Origin of the sequence: Streptococcus mitis, assembly GCF_002860865.1 — a bacterium.
GTDB lineage: Bacteria > Bacillota > Bacilli > Lactobacillales > Streptococcaceae > Streptococcus > Streptococcus mitis_AT.
Genome location: NZ_PKIE01000010.1, coordinates 32,980 through 49,013, shown reverse-complemented (window position 1 = coordinate 49,013; position 16,034 = coordinate 32,980). Strand labels below are relative to the sequence as shown.

Here is a 16,034-nt window from a genome sequence, read left to right as displayed (position 1 = left end):
AGAGTAACATAAATCTCAAAAAATAGGGTGAAAAAACCTTTATTTGTCATGCAAAAAAATAGAAGATAGGATAGAGAATCACTTTGATGTTCTCAATCCTATCTCCTATTTAAAGAGTTAGATCACTAACTTAATGACATTGTAGACATTCCCTCCTTTTGTGTTTTTTAATAAGTTGTTTTCTATAGAAAGCTTACATCATGCCGCCCATCATGCTTGGATCCATTGCTGGAGCTGGGGCCACTGGTTCTGGTTTATTGGCTACGACTGCTTCTGTTGTCAAAATCAAACTAGCTACAGATGCTGCATTTTGTAGAGCTGAACGACTCACTTTAACTGGGTCGATAATCCCTTGATCAATCATGTTGACCCATTCGCCAGTCGCTGCATTGAAACCTGTACCAAGCTCAGCATTTTTCAAACGATCGATAACGATAGAGCCTTCAAATCCTGCATTGTGGGCGATTTGACGAACAGGTTCTTCCAAGGCACGGAGTACAATATTGCGGCCCGTTGCTTCGTCTCCTGTCAATTCCAAATCAGCTACGGCAGGGATAACATTTACAAGGGCTGTTCCACCACCTGCAACGATTCCTTCTTCAACAGCTGCACGAGTAGCGTTAAGGGCATCTTCAATGCGGAGTTTCATTTCTTTCAACTCAGTTTCAGTTGCAGCACCGACCTTAATCACTGCGACACCACCTGACAATTTTGCCAAGCGTTCTTGTAATTTTTCACGATCAAATTCAGATGTTGTAGTTTCGATTTGAGACTTGATAACTGCAACACGGTGAGAAATCGCTTCAGGATTTCCAGCACCTTCTACGATAACAGTGCTATCTTTATCAACAGTCACTCTAGCAGCTTGACCAAGCGCCTCAATAGTAGCATCTTTCAACTCAAGACCAAGGTCTTCTGTAATAACTGTTCCTCCTGTCAAGATGGCAATGTCTTCGAGCATGGCTTTGCGACGGTCACCAAAACCTGGAGCTTTGACTGCTACCACGTTGAATGTTCCACGAATCTTGTTCAATACAAGAGTTGGAAGAGCTTCACCATCCACATCATCCGCAATAATCAAGAGTGGACGATTGCTTTGGAGAATGCTTTCGAGGAGTGGCAAGATTTCTTGGATATTTGAAATCTTCTTATCTGTAATCAAAATGTATGGATTTTCAAGGTCAGCCACCATTTTTTCGCTATCTGTCACCATGTACTGTGAAAGGTAACCACGGTCAAACTGCATTCCTTCCACAACTTCAAGTTCTGTTTCCATACCACGTGACTCTTCGATGGTGATAACACCATCTTTGCCAACTTTTTCCATGGCTTCAGAGATGTACTCACCAACTTTTTCAGAACGAGAAGATACAGCAGCAACCTGAGCGATGGCTTCTTTGTTGGCAACAGGGATGGCATTATTTTTCAAGGCTTCTACTGCTGCGGTAACTGCTGTTTCAATCCCACGACGAATTCCGATTGGATTTGCACCTGCTGTGACGTTTTTGATTCCTTCGCGGACGATTGCTTGGGTCAAAACAGTTGCAGTTGTAGTCCCGTCACCTGCGATATCATTTGTTTTTGAAGCGACTTCTGATACCAATTTGGCACCCATATTTTCAAAATGGTCTTCCAACTCGATTTCTTTGGCAATAGTCACACCGTCATTGGTAATCAAGGGTGAACCGAATGACTTTTCAAGAACGACATTACGACCTTTTGGTCCTAAGGTTACTTTAACAGTGTCTGCAAGGATATCGACACCACGGACCATAGCTGAACGGGCATCTGATGAAAATTTAATTTCTTTTGACATACTTACTTTCTCCTTCTATTCTTCAATGATTGCCAAGATGTTAGCTTCGCCTACGATGATGTACTTTTCATCGCCATCTTTGACATCAAGACCTGCGTGAGCTTCAACCAAGACACGGTCTCCAGCTTTAACACTTGGAGCAACTAAGTCACCGTTCAAGGTACGAACACCTTGTCCAGTAGCCACAACTTGAGCTGTTTTGGTTTTTTCTTGGGCTGAACCTGCGAGGACAAAACCTCCAACAGTTTGTTCTTTTTCTTCGATTTTTAAGACCACACGGTCCCCTAATGGTTTCAACATCTGATTTCCTCCATAATGAGATAGATAGTATTAGCACTCTTTATATCTGAGTGCTAAATCATAGTTCTATTGTATCACTTGGTCAGAAATAGTCAAGAAAAAAGTCTGACTTTCTCAAGATAAAAAGCCTGAGAGCAACTCAGACTTTTTAATGCTTAAAATGGCAATTCTTCCTCTTCCAAGACCAAATCTGCCAAATCTTGGCCTGCATTATTTTCACGCATGGCACGTTGAGCACGACTTTCCAAGAGTTGGAATCCTGTGACGAGGACTTCGGTCACGTAGTTCATTTGACCATTTTTCTCAAAACGACGGGTACGAAGTTCCCCATCAACGGAAATGAGACTACCTTTGGTTGCGTAGCTGGCCAAGCTTTCTGCTAGTCTGCCCCAAAGAACCATATTGACAAAATCAGCTTCGCGTTCCCCGTTTTGGTCTTTGTAACGACGGTTCACAGCGATAGTTGCTCGTGCTACTGACTTGTCATTGCTGGTTTTGTGCAATTCTGGTGCTGCAACGATTCTTCCAATAAGAATAACTTTATTATACATATTTTCTTCCTCCTACTTATCTATTCGCAGAAAATCAAAAAAGTTACAGAAATTTGTAACTTTCGAGGAAATTTTTTAGTTTTTATGAACCATGAAACCTGTCGCCTGTTGATTTGCCATAATGGTCATATCTGTAATCTGAACACGACGAGGTTGACTAGTCACATAGACTACTGTGTCTGCAATATCTTGAGCTTGCAAGGCTTCTATTCCTTGGTAAACGGACGCAGCCCGCTCTTTGTCACCATGAAAACGCACTGTAGAAAAATCTGTTTCGACAATTCCAGGCTGAATGGTCGTCACCTTGATATCCGTTGCGATGGTATCAATTCGCAGACCATCTGAAAAGGTCTTAACTGCTGCCTTGGTAGCTGAGTAAACAGCGGCACCAGCATAGGCGTAGATTCCTGCGGTTGACCCCATGTTGATGATATGTCCTTGATTGGCTTTTACCATTGCTGGCAAGAAACAGCGAGTGACGGCCATCAAACCTTTGACATTGGTATCCAGCATGGTCAACATATCCAACTCTTCATAGTCCTGATAAGGTGCTAAACCTAGAGCCAGTCCGGCATTGTTGACCAGAATATCAATCTGACCTATCGTTTCTAGAATATCAGAGCAGACAGTCTTCACCATGGTCATATTCGTCACATCTAGTGAAAAGGTCCAGACAGTTTGATTTGGGAAGACTTCTGCAAACTCCGACTTGAGGGTTTCTAGTCTATCTATCCGTCGTCCAGTTAGAACGACATTCTCACCCTGCTCCAGATAAGCACGCGCAATCGCTTCACCAATACCTGATGTCGCTCCTGTAATCACTACATTTTTTGCCATCTTATTTCCTTCTAGCTGGTCTATCAGATACTAACAACTGCTTAGGCAGTCCAGTGTTTAGCTGGGTCAAATGGAGTTCCAACAACTTGGTCTTCTGATAATTCAATAATACCACGTTTTTGCGGAGCCTTTGGCAAATGCAATTCACGAGGACTACACATCATGCCAAAACTCTTTTCACCACGAAGTTCACCTGGGAAAATAAGATTGCCTTTGGGCATCATCGCTCCAGGAAGAGCCACAATGGTTTTCAACCCGACACGCGCATTGGGAGCCCCTGCAACGATTTGCACTGTCTTGTCACTTGCGACTGCAACTTGGCAGATGTTGAGGTGGTCACTATCTGGATGGGCTACCATCTCGACAATTTCACCAACAACAAACTTAGGTTCCTTGTCATTTACAATTTCTTCTGTAAAGCCTTCCGCCTGTAATTCTTGGTTCAAACGAGCGACTTGCTCATCTGATAAAAAAACTTGACCACGCTCTGCAATTTCAAATAAACTTGAAACTTCGAAAACATTCCACGCCACTGTTTCCCCATTGTCTTTGAGGAAAACACGAGCTACCTTGCCTTTGCGCTCCACATCCAGTTTGGCATCTCCACTGTTTTTCACGATGACCATAAGGACATCACCGACATGTTCTTTGTTATATGTAAAAATCATTGTTTCTCTTTTCTCCTATTTCAGTCCTGCTAAAAAGTCGTTAATTTGTTGCTTACTTTTACGATCGCGATTAACAAAACGACCAATTTCCTTGTCTTTTTCTAGAACAACAAGGCTAGGGATTCCATATACATCCCAGAGTTTGGCCAAATCCATATACTGGTCTCGGTCCACTCGAATAAAGGTGAACTCTGGATTAGTCTCCTCAATCTCTGGCAAGGCAGGATAGATATAACGACAATCGCCACACCAGTCCGCCACAAAAAGGAAGACTTTCTTGCCATCTTTTTCTACTAAAGATGCCAATTCTTCTAAACTTGCTGGTTGTATCATAAGACTTCCTCCTCATAGACCAGGTCCTCATTTTCATAGACAAAGGTATAATGACGGCCATCCTCAAAAATGACGCCACCAACCAAGCTCTCTAGACTGCTTTCATAGACTTGAACATAGAGGGCCGCGATTTCCCCCATGTCTGAAAAATGGTCTCGCACAATCTCTGCCAACTCTTCCTGAGTCTTCATGAGCTTGCGGTCATCTGCAACTTTTTTCGTAGCAAGGGCAAGGCTCCCAATACCAAGCAGAGCCAGACCTGCCATCCACATTTTTTTAGCTTTCATACCATTCATTTTAACACAAAAAAGTTTTTAGGACAAATGAGGAAGCAGCAGAAAAGCAAGTAAAAAGCCTCTTCCTTAAAGGAAAAGGACTTCTTATACTCAATGAAAATCAAAGCGCAAACTAGGAAGCTAGCCGCAGGCTGCTCAAAACAGCGTTTTGAGGTTGTGGATAGAACTGACGAAGTCAGCTCAAAACACTGTTTTGAGGTTGTGGATGAAGCTGACGTGGTTTGAAGAGATTTTCGAAGAATATTATTCTTATCGCCAGGCACCTGAGTTGTCAACGTAGTAAGCATCAGGTGTGTAGGTATTGCGAAGCATCTTACCTGATGAAGCTAGATAATACCACTTACCATTGTCTTTGATCCAATCATTCGCTTGCATGGCACCAGAAGAACTTACATAATACCAGTCTCCCTTGTCATAAACCCAAGCGCTTGCTTTCATAGCTCCTGAAGTTGATAAATAGTACCACTTGCCTTGATCGTAAAGCCAATCACTAGCAATCATGGCTCCTGATGATTTAAAGGCATACCAGTTGCCACCTTGATAGAGCCAAGTTTGATTGAACATGACTCCTTTATCGTTCATAAAGTACCAAGTTCCCTTGTCCTTAACCCAATCCTTCTCTACTAATTGACCTTGTTTTTGATAGTACCAGTTTTGGTTTGATTTTAGCCAGCTTTCTGCTTTTACGATTGGATAAAGTTCTTTGAAAGATCCTCCATCATATTTATGACTAATAGACTTTTGTTTTTCAAGTTTCAACTCACCATTGTCATAGTCTGCCCAAGCAAAGACTTTTTGACCATTGACAGTCTCTGGTAGGGTGGCAGTGTAAGTCTTGGTTTGATAATCCCATTTAGCATCGAGGTAAGTGTATTGATTATTTGATTCTTCAATACGGTAGTAGCCTCTCTTTCCACCTTCATGATGTACATCGTCAACCACTTTCGTTGACCAGGTCTTCACTTCGTTTCCGCTCTTGGCTTCTACCTTGATATCTCCTCTATAGCCATATGGAACATAGAAATTCAGATAACGCCCTTCTACGCCAATCATAGACTTGTCCTTTTCTTGACCTAGGAAATTGACTGTCTGATCTTGACCATTGAGACTAACCGTCCACTCGATTTTCTCGGTTTTTGGCAAATCCAAGACTTTGATATCCACTTCATGACCATTGTTAAATCGAAGAATCTTGCCATCTTGATACTGTACTCCACACTTAACAACCCATTCTTCTTTTAGATCGAAGGCCTGACCTGAATGAGGAAAAGCCAGTAAAGCTAGGCATGCTAGAGACAAACCAAATAGTGTGATTTTTTTCATTGTAAATCCTCCTTAACTTTTATTATGTTAATTATATCACTATGTCTTTATTTTGCAACTCATATCCTAAATATGCAAGCAAAAAACCTCTGAGATTGTTCTCAAAGGTTATAATCTAGCTAATTGCTGTTCTCAACTGCTGCAGTCACAAAGGCAGTGTAGAGTTCTTCTGGACGATTTGGACGACTTGACAGTTCAGGGTGATACTGACACGCTACAAAGAATTTATTTTCTGGAATTTCCACGATTTCTACCAAACGATTGTCTGGAGAAACTCCTGAAAAGACAAAGCCTGCTTCCTCAAACTGTTCACGGAAGACGTTGTTAAACTCATAACGGTGACGGTGACGGCGTTGCACCACTTCTTGATTGTGATAAGCAGCCGCTGCCTTAGAGCCACGTTTCAACTTAGATGGATAAAGTCCCAAACGAAGGGTTCCGCCCATATCCTCAACGTCAATCTGATCACGCATGATATCAATGATAGGGTATTTTGTTTCTGGTGCAAGCTCGGCAGAATTGGCACCTTCAAGACCCAAAACGTGACGAGCAAACTCGATACAAGTCAACTGCATTCCCAAGCAGACTCCCAACATTGGAACATCATTCTCACGCGCATAGCGGATAGCTTGAATTTTCCCTTCCGTACCACGTTGACCAAAACCGCCTGGTACGATGATTCCGTCCGCATCAGACAAGAGTTCCGCCACATTCTCTGCTGTCACATCATTGGCATTGATCCAATTGATTTTCACTTCTGCGTCGTTGGCATAACCAGAGTGTTTCAAGGCTTCAACCACAGAAATGTAGGCATCTTGCAACTCAACATACTTACCGACAAGGGAAATTTTAACTTGTTTCTTGAGGTTCATGACCTTGTCCACCATGGCTGACCATTCTGTCATATCCGCTACTGGTGCGTCTAATTTCAAATGGTCACAGACAATTTGATCCATACCTTGAGCCTGCAAGTTCAATGGAATTTGGTAAAGGTGTTCGACATCCAAAGACTCGATAACGGCTTCTGGTGCCACATCACAGAACTGGGCCAGTTTATTTTTAATTCCTTGACCAGCTGGCTCTTCTGTACGAATAACCAACATATTTGGTTGGATTCCCAATCCACGCAATTCTTTTACAGAGTGTTGAGTTGGTTTGGTCTTCATTTCACCAGCTGCCTTGAGGTAAGGAAGGAGGGTTGTATGGATGTACATGACATTGTCCGCCCCCACATCTGCCTTCATCTGACGAAGGGCCTCTAAGAATGGCAAGGACTCGATATCTCCTACTGTTCCACCAACCTCTGTAATAATGACATCAGAATCAGTCGTTAGAGCGGCACGCTTGATTTTTTCTTTCAAAGCATCTGTAATATGAGGAATGACTTGAACAGTTGCCCCAAGGTATTCTCCACGTCGTTCCTTACGAAGAACTTCACTGTAAATTTTACCAGTTGTCACGTTAGAATATTTGTTAAGATTGATATCGATGAAACGTTCATAGTGACCCAAGTCCAAATCTGTCTCAGCTCCGTCATCTGTCACAAAAACTTCCCCGTGCTGGTAAGGGCTCATAGTTCCCGGATCAATATTGATATAAGGGTCAAACTTTTGAATGGTCACTTTGAGACCACGATTTTTCAAGAGACGGCCTAGACTTGCTGCCACAATCCCTTTCCCAATAGACGATACCACACCACCAGTTACAAAAATATATTTCGTTGACATAGATTCCTCTTTCTAAAATGCTCAAGGTCTTGTCAACTACGAGGGGACATAGAAAACAAGACCCTACTAATAAGAATAATCTGGAACGACTGCACCAGATTCACAACCAAAATACAAGAAGATAACTTCTTGAAAAACAAAAATAGCTCCCTAAGAACTAGGGAGCCCCGACCTCTAAAAGAGGTGCCCGAACAATATGATACCTAAAAATAGGATAATTGTCAATAGCTAACTTTTATTCCTCGACGTTTTCAGAATCATCGTCTGAAAACTCATCGTCTTCTTCGTTGAGATCCACGTCTTCACCCAAGTCATCTGGGGCGATTTCGTTGATTTCTGCATCGTAAGCTTCCACTTCATTTTTCTCATCATCTGGATTTTCATCATCGTATGAAAGTGCTGGATCAGCTTCGTATGCATCTTCATCTTCTGGATCATCTGCATTGTAGTCAATAGCATCTGAATCGCCATCCATGAAGGCATTGACGCGTTTTTTCTTAGCTTTTGGTGCTACTTCATCGTCGTCATTTTCTTCAAGAGCAATGATTTCTTCGTCGATTTCGTCCACACCATACCATGAACGAAGACCCCATTTGTTGTCTCCAAGTGAGATGAAGCTACCGTCAAAGTTCAACTCTGTGTAGAACAAAGGCAAGGCTTCACGGATATCGCTGTTTGATGTTCCAAGGTAGTTTTGAATTTCGTTTACAAGATCGCTAAAATGCATCTCGTGATCGCGACCACGAAGTTCCAAGATAGCACGCGCTACCTCAATCATAGATAGTTCACTTTTTTCTTGCCCAGCAAATACTTCTAATTCCAAAGCGTTTCTCCTCATTTATACTACTATCGCCAGAGCGAACAGACTCTGACCTCATTTTATCATTTACTCTTTATTTTACGATAATTTTACGGAATAGTCAAAGGTTAAGGGGGAGAAAGTGACAGGACTTTTTATTTCTTTGCTACCCAGCCGATGGCATCGTGAGGTGGATTTTCAGTATCAATCCAGATAAATTCAATACCTATTTCCCCATTTTTAAACTTGGTCAATCGAATTCCATTGATTTCCAGTTCATTTAGTCGTTGTCCTGTCAAGACTTCTCGTTCCTGTAGTTGGAAAACACCACGTAAAATCCAATTCCCGAGGATTTCTTGCTTATCTGTAGACTGAATAGCCTTACCAGCTTCTTGGTTGATATAGGCATTGATGACATCTCCAGAAGATAAGAAGCATAGCTTAAAGGTTCTTTCTTCTTTGGATAGAGCTAGTTTTTTAGTACCAGGTTCAAAGGTCCCAAACCCAGGACCAAAGAAATCAGGTCTTTCATCGTGAAAGTTTTTCGATTCAGGCAGAGGAATGTAAACTTCACTAACTGGCCGATATACGAGTTGTTCAATTTCTTTAATGAGTTTTTTATTGCCAGTATTGTGAACAAAGTGAATCAAATCCTCACGAATAGCTTTCATCTGAGCTTTTTCTTCCTTACTGGTCCATTTTTTCAATAGAATTTCCTCTAAAGAGAAGGTCACAAAAGCTAGTTCTTCTGGAGCCAGACTGTCTTTGAATTTTTCCTGAATCTTTAAAATTCGTGGCAGCCGATCTTTTTTAGCTAATTTTGAACCACCATTAAAGGCATTGAAGCCAGAGTTTTCTTCCACATTTCCATGTTTATCTGTGATAACCCAAGACACTGTCTCTAAGATATCAGTTTTATCCTTTTCAGCTGTCAGTAAATGAAGATTTTCAAATAGCGAAAAAGGATCTTCAATATAATGGACGTCCCAAGTGTCTACCACAATGTCTTTATTATTAAAAGTCATGTGGAGCTGGCTATCAGCTGCTGTATACTTGTAATGATGTTGTCCATCCGTAAATCGAAAATTAGTTGGATTGTTTTTGGTGGTTGAACCTTCAATGACCAGATTATCAATATCGACTGGTAAATAAGTCGTCTCGCCAACAAAAATCCTAGGATTTTCTCCCTTTGGTGTCGGCATTAGAACGTGATAAACAGCTTCAACATTGACCGAATCTGAGTTAAAACCCTTAATTTGTGCCTTAGAAGATTCGATTCTCTGATTTCTTAAGGTCGCAATCTTTCGTGCCAACTCTTCATAGCGTTGATAGTTTTTCTTGTCTGCTGTTTCTTTATCTGATGAGATATCTGCATGGAATTTGATATCACCCAACAATTCCGTCCAATCTTGTGAGTCTTTCTTAAACTGGGCAATTTTTTGGTCTCCAGAATTGATTCCAAAAGACTTGATACCCACTAGGTATTTATGATTTTCATCCACAACGACAGAGGCATCATAGGAAGTATTGGCAATATCTTCTCCAACGGCATTAAATGCTTTTTGAAAAACAGTCTCTTGAAATTTAGAATTAACAATTGGAGCAACATAATTCTCTGTTTGTCCCTCATCTTCTGATTCTGCCTTTTGAGAGAAAGCTTGGCTCAAACTAGCGAAGTTGGTAATTAAAGTTTTGTATTTGTCTTTTTGTTCAGACTTTAGATATTCCCACATAAGCACCCTCTTTTCTATTTTCAGTATATCAAAAGAAGATTAGTTTTTCACTAATCCTCTTTATATATTCGTTAATTAATACTGTAAAATTCAAGATTTCCTCGTTTTTTAACCAATTTTAAATAATCTTCACCAGACAGAAGGGCTAGACCATCATCATAAGATTTGATTTTTTCAAGAGCTTGATCATAGCTATCTACAAAGTCCTTGACATAGGATTGCCCTTCAAATTGTCCATTCATCTTGGTGTAGATAATAGCGAATTTTCCTGAGCGGTTAAGTTGAGATTGCCCTTGGCTGTCATTCAAGGCCTTGGCAACATTTTCCGCGATACGTTTAATCACGGGAACGACTACGCTATTCCCAGCCTGTTTGTATAGCTGACCGTTAGAAACGCCTTCTGGGATTTTAAAGGATTTAGGATATCCTTGAACATTAAAAGTTTCTTTCGGTGTTAGCTTACGAATCTCGCCACTGTCCGTCAGGATCAATGGAACGTTGTGACCACCTGTTCCCATATTTGCTGTTAGGGTAGGGACAACGCCATTTTTATTTTCACGGACATATTGACGGCGCCACTGGTAAACCGTATCTTGACTAGTCACTTCAAACTTCAACTGGTCGTAGAAATTTTGCTTGCCTTCACGATAGTAGTAGACTTCATCAAGCTGGTCACCAAAGTTAATGACGTCTTGAAGAGTCGTAGTCAGTTTAATTTCCTCTGGAAATTCAAACAAGTCATAAGCTTCCTTGGTATCAAAACCAACGATGTAGATCCGCTCACGGTTTTGAGGGATATTTCCGTAGTCTTTCCCGTTGAGAACCTTCCACTTGATAAAGTAGTTGTTCTCGGTCAAGGCCTCACGAATAACCTTGAAGGTATTGCCATGATCATGACCGACCATGTTCTTGACGTTTTCGATAAAGATAGCACGAGGTTTACATCCCTCAATCATGCGAAGCAACTCAAAGAAAAGATCGCCACGATCATCATCAAATCCCTTGCGATAACCCGCAATGCTAAAGGCCTGACAAGGGAAACCTCCCATAATCACATCTACGCGCTCAGCTGGGATATCTTCCGGCTGAACATCGTGAATATCACGACCATCCAAATAGGTATCTGGATGGTTTAACTGATAAGTCTGACGCGCATACTTATCAAACTCATTGGCATACACCACTCTGAACTCGTTGGTCTGTTCAAATCCCAACTCAATTCCCCCAACACCTGAGAAGAAAGCTGCAATGTTGTACTTCTCAGGTCGGTTCGAACTTACAGAATTTGTCATGTAGTTACCTGCTTTCTAGAAATGTTAGTTATATTAGTAGTATTTTGATAATTTGCAAATAATTGTATTTTATCTTTTTATTGGATATAAAAAGATCTATTTGTACCCATATTTTTACTTGCTCCTATGGATTTATCAACAATTTCCTATCTTTATTAATTTCCTGTTATACAATTATGTACTTTCATCATTAATGTTTATTATTGATTATTCTTTTTGGTCTTGATCTTACCAATGCTTTCACTCGTTCTGATAGATGTATCAATAATTTTCTCTCTTCGTTAATTTCCTCTTCTACAATTTGTATACTTTTATCATCAATATTTGATATCACATATCCTTTTACATCATTAAATTCTTCTTTAGAATGAGCTAATGAATTCCGTTTATCTATCATTCGCATCCAATCATTCAATAATGATTTGTTGAGGGTTTTATCACGTTTACTAAGATGATTATTTTTAAAATCTCCGTATAGAGATTTATAATTTCTAGAATCTGCCAAGTCAACCTTTAATATTTTTTTTAATTCATATTCTATCTCAGCATTTTCACTCATATACTCTCCTCTAAGAGCATTTAGTTCATCCCATTTTGATAGACTAATTTCAATGGCTTTCTGAAATTCACGTTTAATTACTTCATCACTAGGAGAGGATAAGTTGATAATCATAGTATTATTTAATAATCCTAGATTATCTTCCTTATTAATTTTTGTTATTACTGTCTCCTTTATCTCATCATAATTTTTTGAATAAAGAATAAAAAATTGCTTATAGTTTTCTCGACTTCTTACATCACTTAAAAAGTCAATGCCATTATCAATACCATTCGCATATTCTTCTCCTAAATTAAAATCAGATATAAAAAAATCGATTCTTTTAGAACTATCATCCAAAACTTTTCTGGCATCTCCAATGCTTTCACATAAATAACAATTATCTGTTAATAATTGATAACCTTTATCTTCTATAGCTTTGTTTACTATTTTTAAATAGTCGTGAAAAGCATCTTCCATCTCATCTTCTAACCAAATAATACTAATATCTCTACGCATTTTCTAATTATCACCTAATTCAATTATAAAGCTTGTTTCTTCCGTATTTGAAACCACTTTAATTTCCCATTTAAATTTTTTACAAGTTTGTCTAATTATGTACATTCCAACTCCTGTTCCATTTTCTTTAGTAGTAAATCCTAATCTAAAAATATCGTCCTTATTTACTATTTCAGAAGATAATGGCTTATTAGAAGTTATAACTAATCTATTTTCTTCATCTATGAATTTAAATATAATTTTGTCTGCTAGTTGATCCATAGCATTTATAATAAAATTATCTAGTATCATACCTAAATCAAAAATATGTACTCTGGAAGTATGAGGATTATTTGAAAAATCAATTATAATCTCTAAATTTTTATAAGACAGACTGTTTAAGTAACTCTTTATATAACTTTTGACATTAATGTATTTCCTTCCTTTTACTTCCGAAGTATTTAATTTGAGAATTTGGTTTTTTATTGTAAATAATTTTCCAGAAGATTTTTTTAGACTAACAACATACTCGCTCACTCGTTCAAAATCATCTGTCGATTTAAAATCTGCAACAATTTTTTTATTTACTGAATCTATGTTTTTATACACTCCAGTTAATTCATGAGCCAGCAAATTTTGTTGCGCAGAATTATTACTTCCAATTAAAACATCCTTTCTTTTACTTTCCTCCTCTGCTATGTCTCTAGCTATTTCTGCTTCTTTTTGTTTTGTCTCTGCCAATTTTCTAGCTAAATCAGCCTCCTGACGTTGCTGTTCTGCAATTCTTTTATTTTCTTCTGCTTGCTTCCTTTTTTCCTCTGCAAGTTGCTCTTTTCTTTCTGATTTCTCTTTTTCTTCTTGTCGAATTTTTTCCACTTCTTTGCGAACTACACCACCAACATTAACACGTTCACTTATCAACTTATTAACAATTGGTTTTAGCAGTTCAATCAATAAAGTTATCCTTTCATCATTTCCTGATAATCCTTCACGATTTGAAGTTGAAATATCCTCCAAATAATCATTGTCTAAAATATCAAATGAGATTTCCCCTTCTATATAATTACTAAATGCTTGAGTATTATTTAACTGTGGCATAAAATCTGATACTGCCAATTTATCTCTAACATAAAGTCTTAGCTGATTAGCCTTATAAACAGAATTCCTTATAAATCTATTATTGGGATCATTTTTTGTATTTTCAGCTGCTTCCACCATATTAATTGTACTGTGGATTCCTATCCAACCAGTTAATTCATAATTAAATTCCTTTGCATATCCTTGTAAAGTTATAAATTTTCTTTTTCCTTTTAAATTTATTTTAGTAATATCTGATGGATTTAATTTTTTTACCTTACGTAATTTGTTGGATACTTGTTCTAAATCTGCATTTATTTTCACTGAGTCATTTAACAATTTGTTTTCAACGATACCTTCAGAAGTTTGAAAAAAAGCATACAAATTTTTAAATCCAATTACTTTAGAAACTTTTGAAAATTCTATCTTCTGTTTTGCTTTAGTCTTGTACGCCACTTCGATAACTGCACCAATATTGTTTAACAAGTAATAATTAGCCAAATTCATCTTTAAAGAATCTAGCTTTCCCTCTGCAAATCCAGCTAAATTAACTCCAACCGATTTTATCAAAGTCCCCGACTCAAACGAATCCCAAACACTTCTATTTTCAATAGATACATCATTAATGTCAACACGAATTAATTCAGGAATATCGCTATCAGATGCATTTGTAGAGTCTAACATCCAAGCTGTTTCAGTTCCTCCCTTCTTAGAAACTATATAATATTTTTTTGACAAAAATAATGTCGCTAATTTTCCTATACCTTTTCTTCCCTTTGTCTTCTCAGAGAATTCCTCGTTTGATATACGTCTATTTCTACCAATCAAGGCGTACTTAGTAGATAAATCTTCATAGCTCATTCCACTGCCATTATCTAAAATCTCTAATATCGAATTCTCTTTATCGATAGATTCTATATAGAGCTTGACATTTGTTGCACCAGCATCTAAACCATTAGCTATTAATTCAGATATTGCGCTCCAATTATTAGTATACATTTGCTTTCCTAACAAGTTTAAAGCAAAATAAGAGAAGTTAAATGGGATACTATTAGTTTCTATCATAATCAAACGCCTTTATAATTTATTTTCCTCGAAAAAATTTTTTATTCTATTAGCCAGATGAATACTCAAAATAGGGGGGACAGCATTCCCAATTTGAGTATTGATAGCTTGCAATCCACCTACAAATTTATAATTATCTGGAAAAGATTGAATTCTTGCCCCTTCTCTAGCCGTCAAAGCTCGGTTTTGTTCAGGATGAATGCAACGAAGAGAGGATGGTGTTGACAAATTATTTGTAATAGTAGTAGAAGGTCTATCCCACCACAATCTACCGTAAGTATTATTATAGCCAGAAGTCAGGTATAAATCTTTATCTAAAATACCATCTTCTACCATCCTATTAATATCGTTTTTTCCTTGCCCCTCTTCAAGAGCTCTCATTATTTTTTGTAATCTCTCACCATGATTTCGACTAACATGATTAAGTAGCTCGGTTTGATTTCCTTTTAATAAAGCTTGGTACTCTGTTCTTGGTTCACATATATAATTATTTTTTTGTTCATTATTTCCTAATATAGGTAAATCACTAATTGCATCTCTTAATGTAATTTCATTGTTTAGGGTAGTTTCTTCTGGGAATGTCCACTCGAACTTAATTTTTAAATCCTTTCTTATTCCTATCAAAAAAACACGTTCTCTATTTTGAGGAACACCAAAATCTTTTGCATTAATTAATTTAGTAAAAACGTCATAACCACTGACATCACCAAAGCTTGATAAATCATTAAAACTTTCTTTTACATTTCTAATGATTGGGCCGTTCTGTTCATTTTTCATAGTTAAAAGTCCAAAAACATTTTCAAAAACAAACATCTTAGGTTGGATAAAAGAAAGTATTCTTCGATATTCTCTATACATTTTAGCTCTTTTATCATATTGTCTCTTACCAACCGTACTAAATGACTGACAAGGTGGTCCACCAATAACTAAATCAACTCTTTTTGAACTGATTCCTTTGGATTTTAAAAAATGTTCATCTATATTAGCAATATCTTCCTCAATCATAGTAACTCTAGGATAATTTTGTCTGAAAGCTTCTGCTGCATCATGATTGAATTCATTTGCAAATCTAATGTTAAAGTCATTTCTGGAAACAAATTTATTATTTTTAATTGTATTCTGAAAGCCAAAAGTCAATCCTCCAGCACCAGAAAATAAGTCTACAACTTCTATCATTTCTT

At 38.1% G+C, this 16,034-nt stretch carries 16 protein-coding genes; 1 reads left to right on the top strand and 15 read right to left on the bottom strand.

All coding sequences use genetic code 11. The features are described from left to right. Positions 1 to 193: 193 nt before the first annotated feature. From groL to CYK18_RS10060, 7 genes are all read right to left on the bottom strand, one after another. The gene (groL, locus tag CYK18_RS10090; protein ID WP_101786423.1) at positions 194 to 1,816 is read right to left on the bottom strand and encodes a chaperonin GroEL; all 1,623 of its coding nucleotides are present in this window, start codon (positions 1,814 to 1,816) and stop codon (positions 194 to 196) included. Between the two features lie 15 nt (positions 1,817 to 1,831). Further along, positions 1,832 to 2,116: a co-chaperone GroES gene (gene groES / locus CYK18_RS10085; RefSeq protein ID WP_000917323.1), complete on the bottom strand. Its 285-nt coding sequence runs from the start codon at positions 2,114 to 2,116 to the stop codon at positions 1,832 to 1,834. Positions 2,117 to 2,271: 155 nt separating this feature from the next. After that, positions 2,272 to 2,667: a single-stranded DNA-binding protein gene (locus CYK18_RS10080; protein ID WP_101786421.1), complete on the bottom strand. Its 396-nt coding sequence runs from the start codon at positions 2,665 to 2,667 to the stop codon at positions 2,272 to 2,274. 75 nt (positions 2,668 to 2,742) lie between these two features. Beyond that, complete coding sequence (locus tag CYK18_RS10075; protein WP_101786419.1) at positions 2,743 to 3,504, bottom strand: SDR family NAD(P)-dependent oxidoreductase; 762 nt, start codon at positions 3,502 to 3,504, stop codon at positions 2,743 to 2,745. 41 nt (positions 3,505 to 3,545) lie between these two features. Further along, positions 3,546 to 4,172, bottom strand: a complete 627-nt coding sequence (gene ytpR, locus CYK18_RS10070; protein WP_101786417.1) for a YtpR family tRNA-binding protein — start codon at positions 4,170 to 4,172, stop codon at positions 3,546 to 3,548. A 15-nt stretch (positions 4,173 to 4,187) separates the two neighbouring features. Then, positions 4,188 to 4,505 carry a thioredoxin family protein gene (locus CYK18_RS10065; RefSeq protein ID WP_000615777.1) on the bottom strand — a complete coding sequence of 106 codons (318 nt, stop codon included), beginning with the start codon at positions 4,503 to 4,505 and terminating at the stop codon, positions 4,188 to 4,190. After that, a complete protein-coding gene (locus tag CYK18_RS10060; protein WP_033676298.1) occupies positions 4,502 to 4,801 on the bottom strand; it encodes a DUF4651 domain-containing protein in 300 nt (99 codons plus the stop codon). The genes CYK18_RS10065 and CYK18_RS10060 overlap by 4 nt, the downstream gene beginning before the upstream one ends. Positions 4,802 to 4,894: 93 nt before the next feature. On the opposite strand from CYK18_RS10060, the gene CYK18_RS11165 reads away from it, so the two are divergent. Next, positions 4,895 to 5,026 carry a hypothetical protein gene (locus tag CYK18_RS11165; protein WP_257960200.1) on the top strand — a complete coding sequence of 44 codons (132 nt, stop codon included), beginning with the start codon at positions 4,895 to 4,897 and terminating at the stop codon, positions 5,024 to 5,026. A 24-nt stretch (positions 5,027 to 5,050) separates the two neighbouring features. On the opposite strand, the gene CYK18_RS10055 is transcribed toward CYK18_RS11165, so the two are convergent. The 8 genes from CYK18_RS10055 to CYK18_RS10020 all read right to left on the bottom strand — a co-directional run bounded on the left by CYK18_RS10055 (position 5,051) and on the right by CYK18_RS10020 (position 16,029). Next, entirely contained in the window at positions 5,051 to 6,124 is a 1,074-nt protein-coding gene (locus CYK18_RS10055) for an N-acetylmuramoyl-L-alanine amidase family protein (RefSeq protein ID WP_180948052.1), read from the bottom strand. Between the two features lie 119 nt (positions 6,125 to 6,243). Further along, a complete protein-coding gene (locus CYK18_RS10050) occupies positions 6,244 to 7,851 on the bottom strand; it encodes a CTP synthase (RefSeq protein ID WP_101786415.1) in 1,608 nt (535 codons plus the stop codon). Positions 7,852 to 8,086: 235 nt separating this feature from the next. After that, positions 8,087 to 8,674, bottom strand: a complete 588-nt coding sequence (rpoE, locus tag CYK18_RS10045) for a DNA-directed RNA polymerase subunit delta (protein WP_042750234.1) — start codon at positions 8,672 to 8,674, stop codon at positions 8,087 to 8,089. Positions 8,675 to 8,805: 131 nt separating this feature from the next. Then, complete coding sequence (locus CYK18_RS10870) at positions 8,806 to 10,383, bottom strand: hypothetical protein (RefSeq protein ID WP_180948051.1); 1,578 nt, start codon at positions 10,381 to 10,383, stop codon at positions 8,806 to 8,808. A 71-nt stretch (positions 10,384 to 10,454) separates the two neighbouring features. Continuing rightward, a complete protein-coding gene (locus CYK18_RS10035; protein ID WP_101786413.1) occupies positions 10,455 to 11,675 on the bottom strand; it encodes a DNA cytosine methyltransferase in 1,221 nt (406 codons plus the stop codon). A 190-nt stretch (positions 11,676 to 11,865) separates the two neighbouring features. Beyond that, positions 11,866 to 12,732, bottom strand: coding sequence for a hypothetical protein (locus CYK18_RS10030; RefSeq protein ID WP_078228331.1), 867 nt, complete (start codon positions 12,730 to 12,732; stop codon positions 11,866 to 11,868). Between the two features lie 3 nt (positions 12,733 to 12,735). Next, positions 12,736 to 14,853: an ATP-binding protein gene (locus CYK18_RS10025; protein WP_078228333.1), complete on the bottom strand. Its 2,118-nt coding sequence runs from the start codon at positions 14,851 to 14,853 to the stop codon at positions 12,736 to 12,738. Between the two features lie 12 nt (positions 14,854 to 14,865). Continuing rightward, positions 14,866 to 16,029 (bottom strand): DNA cytosine methyltransferase, encoded by a 1,164-nt coding sequence (locus CYK18_RS10020; RefSeq protein WP_078228334.1) that lies wholly within the window; start codon positions 16,027 to 16,029, stop codon positions 14,866 to 14,868. Positions 16,030 to 16,034: the final 5 nt, after the last annotated feature.

What these genes read in the sequence shown, in the direction of transcription:
- ytpR (WP_101786417.1), bottom strand. Translation starts at nt 4,172, where the DNA reads ATGATTTTTACATATAACAAAGAACATGTCGGTGATGTCCTTATGGTC.
- CYK18_RS10075 (WP_101786419.1), bottom strand. Translation starts at nt 3,504, where the DNA reads ATGGCAAAAAATGTAGTGATTACAGGAGCGACATCAGGTATTGGTGAA.
- groL (WP_101786423.1), bottom strand. Translation starts at nt 1,816, where the DNA reads ATGTCAAAAGAAATTAAATTTTCATCAGATGCCCGTTCAGCTATGGTC.
- CYK18_RS10080 (WP_101786421.1), bottom strand. Translation starts at nt 2,667, where the DNA reads ATGTATAATAAAGTTATTCTTATTGGAAGAATCGTTGCAGCACCAGAA.
- CYK18_RS10035 (WP_101786413.1), bottom strand. Translation starts at nt 11,675, where the DNA reads ATGACAAATTCTGTAAGTTCGAACCGACCTGAGAAGTACAACATTGCA.
- CYK18_RS10050 (WP_101786415.1), bottom strand. Translation starts at nt 7,851, where the DNA reads ATGTCAACGAAATATATTTTTGTAACTGGTGGTGTGGTATCGTCTATT.
- CYK18_RS10025 (WP_078228333.1), bottom strand. Translation starts at nt 14,853, where the DNA reads ATGATAGAAACTAATAGTATCCCATTTAACTTCTCTTATTTTGCTTTA.
- CYK18_RS11165 (WP_257960200.1), top strand. Translation starts at nt 4,895, where the DNA reads ATGAAAATCAAAGCGCAAACTAGGAAGCTAGCCGCAGGCTGCTCAAAA.
- CYK18_RS10060 (WP_033676298.1), bottom strand. Translation starts at nt 4,801, where the DNA reads ATGAATGGTATGAAAGCTAAAAAAATGTGGATGGCAGGTCTGGCTCTG.
- groES (WP_000917323.1), bottom strand. Translation starts at nt 2,116, where the DNA reads ATGTTGAAACCATTAGGGGACCGTGTGGTCTTAAAAATCGAAGAAAAA.
- CYK18_RS10030 (WP_078228331.1), bottom strand. Translation starts at nt 12,732, where the DNA reads ATGCGTAGAGATATTAGTATTATTTGGTTAGAAGATGAGATGGAAGAT.
- CYK18_RS10020 (WP_078228334.1), bottom strand. Translation starts at nt 16,029, where the DNA reads ATGATAGAAGTTGTAGACTTATTTTCTGGTGCTGGAGGATTGACTTTT.
- CYK18_RS10055 (WP_180948052.1), bottom strand. Translation starts at nt 6,124, where the DNA reads ATGAAAAAAATCACACTATTTGGTTTGTCTCTAGCATGCCTAGCTTTA.
- CYK18_RS10870 (WP_180948051.1), bottom strand. Translation starts at nt 10,383, where the DNA reads ATGTGGGAATATCTAAAGTCTGAACAAAAAGACAAATACAAAACTTTA.
- CYK18_RS10065 (WP_000615777.1), bottom strand. Translation starts at nt 4,505, where the DNA reads ATGATACAACCAGCAAGTTTAGAAGAATTGGCATCTTTAGTAGAAAAA.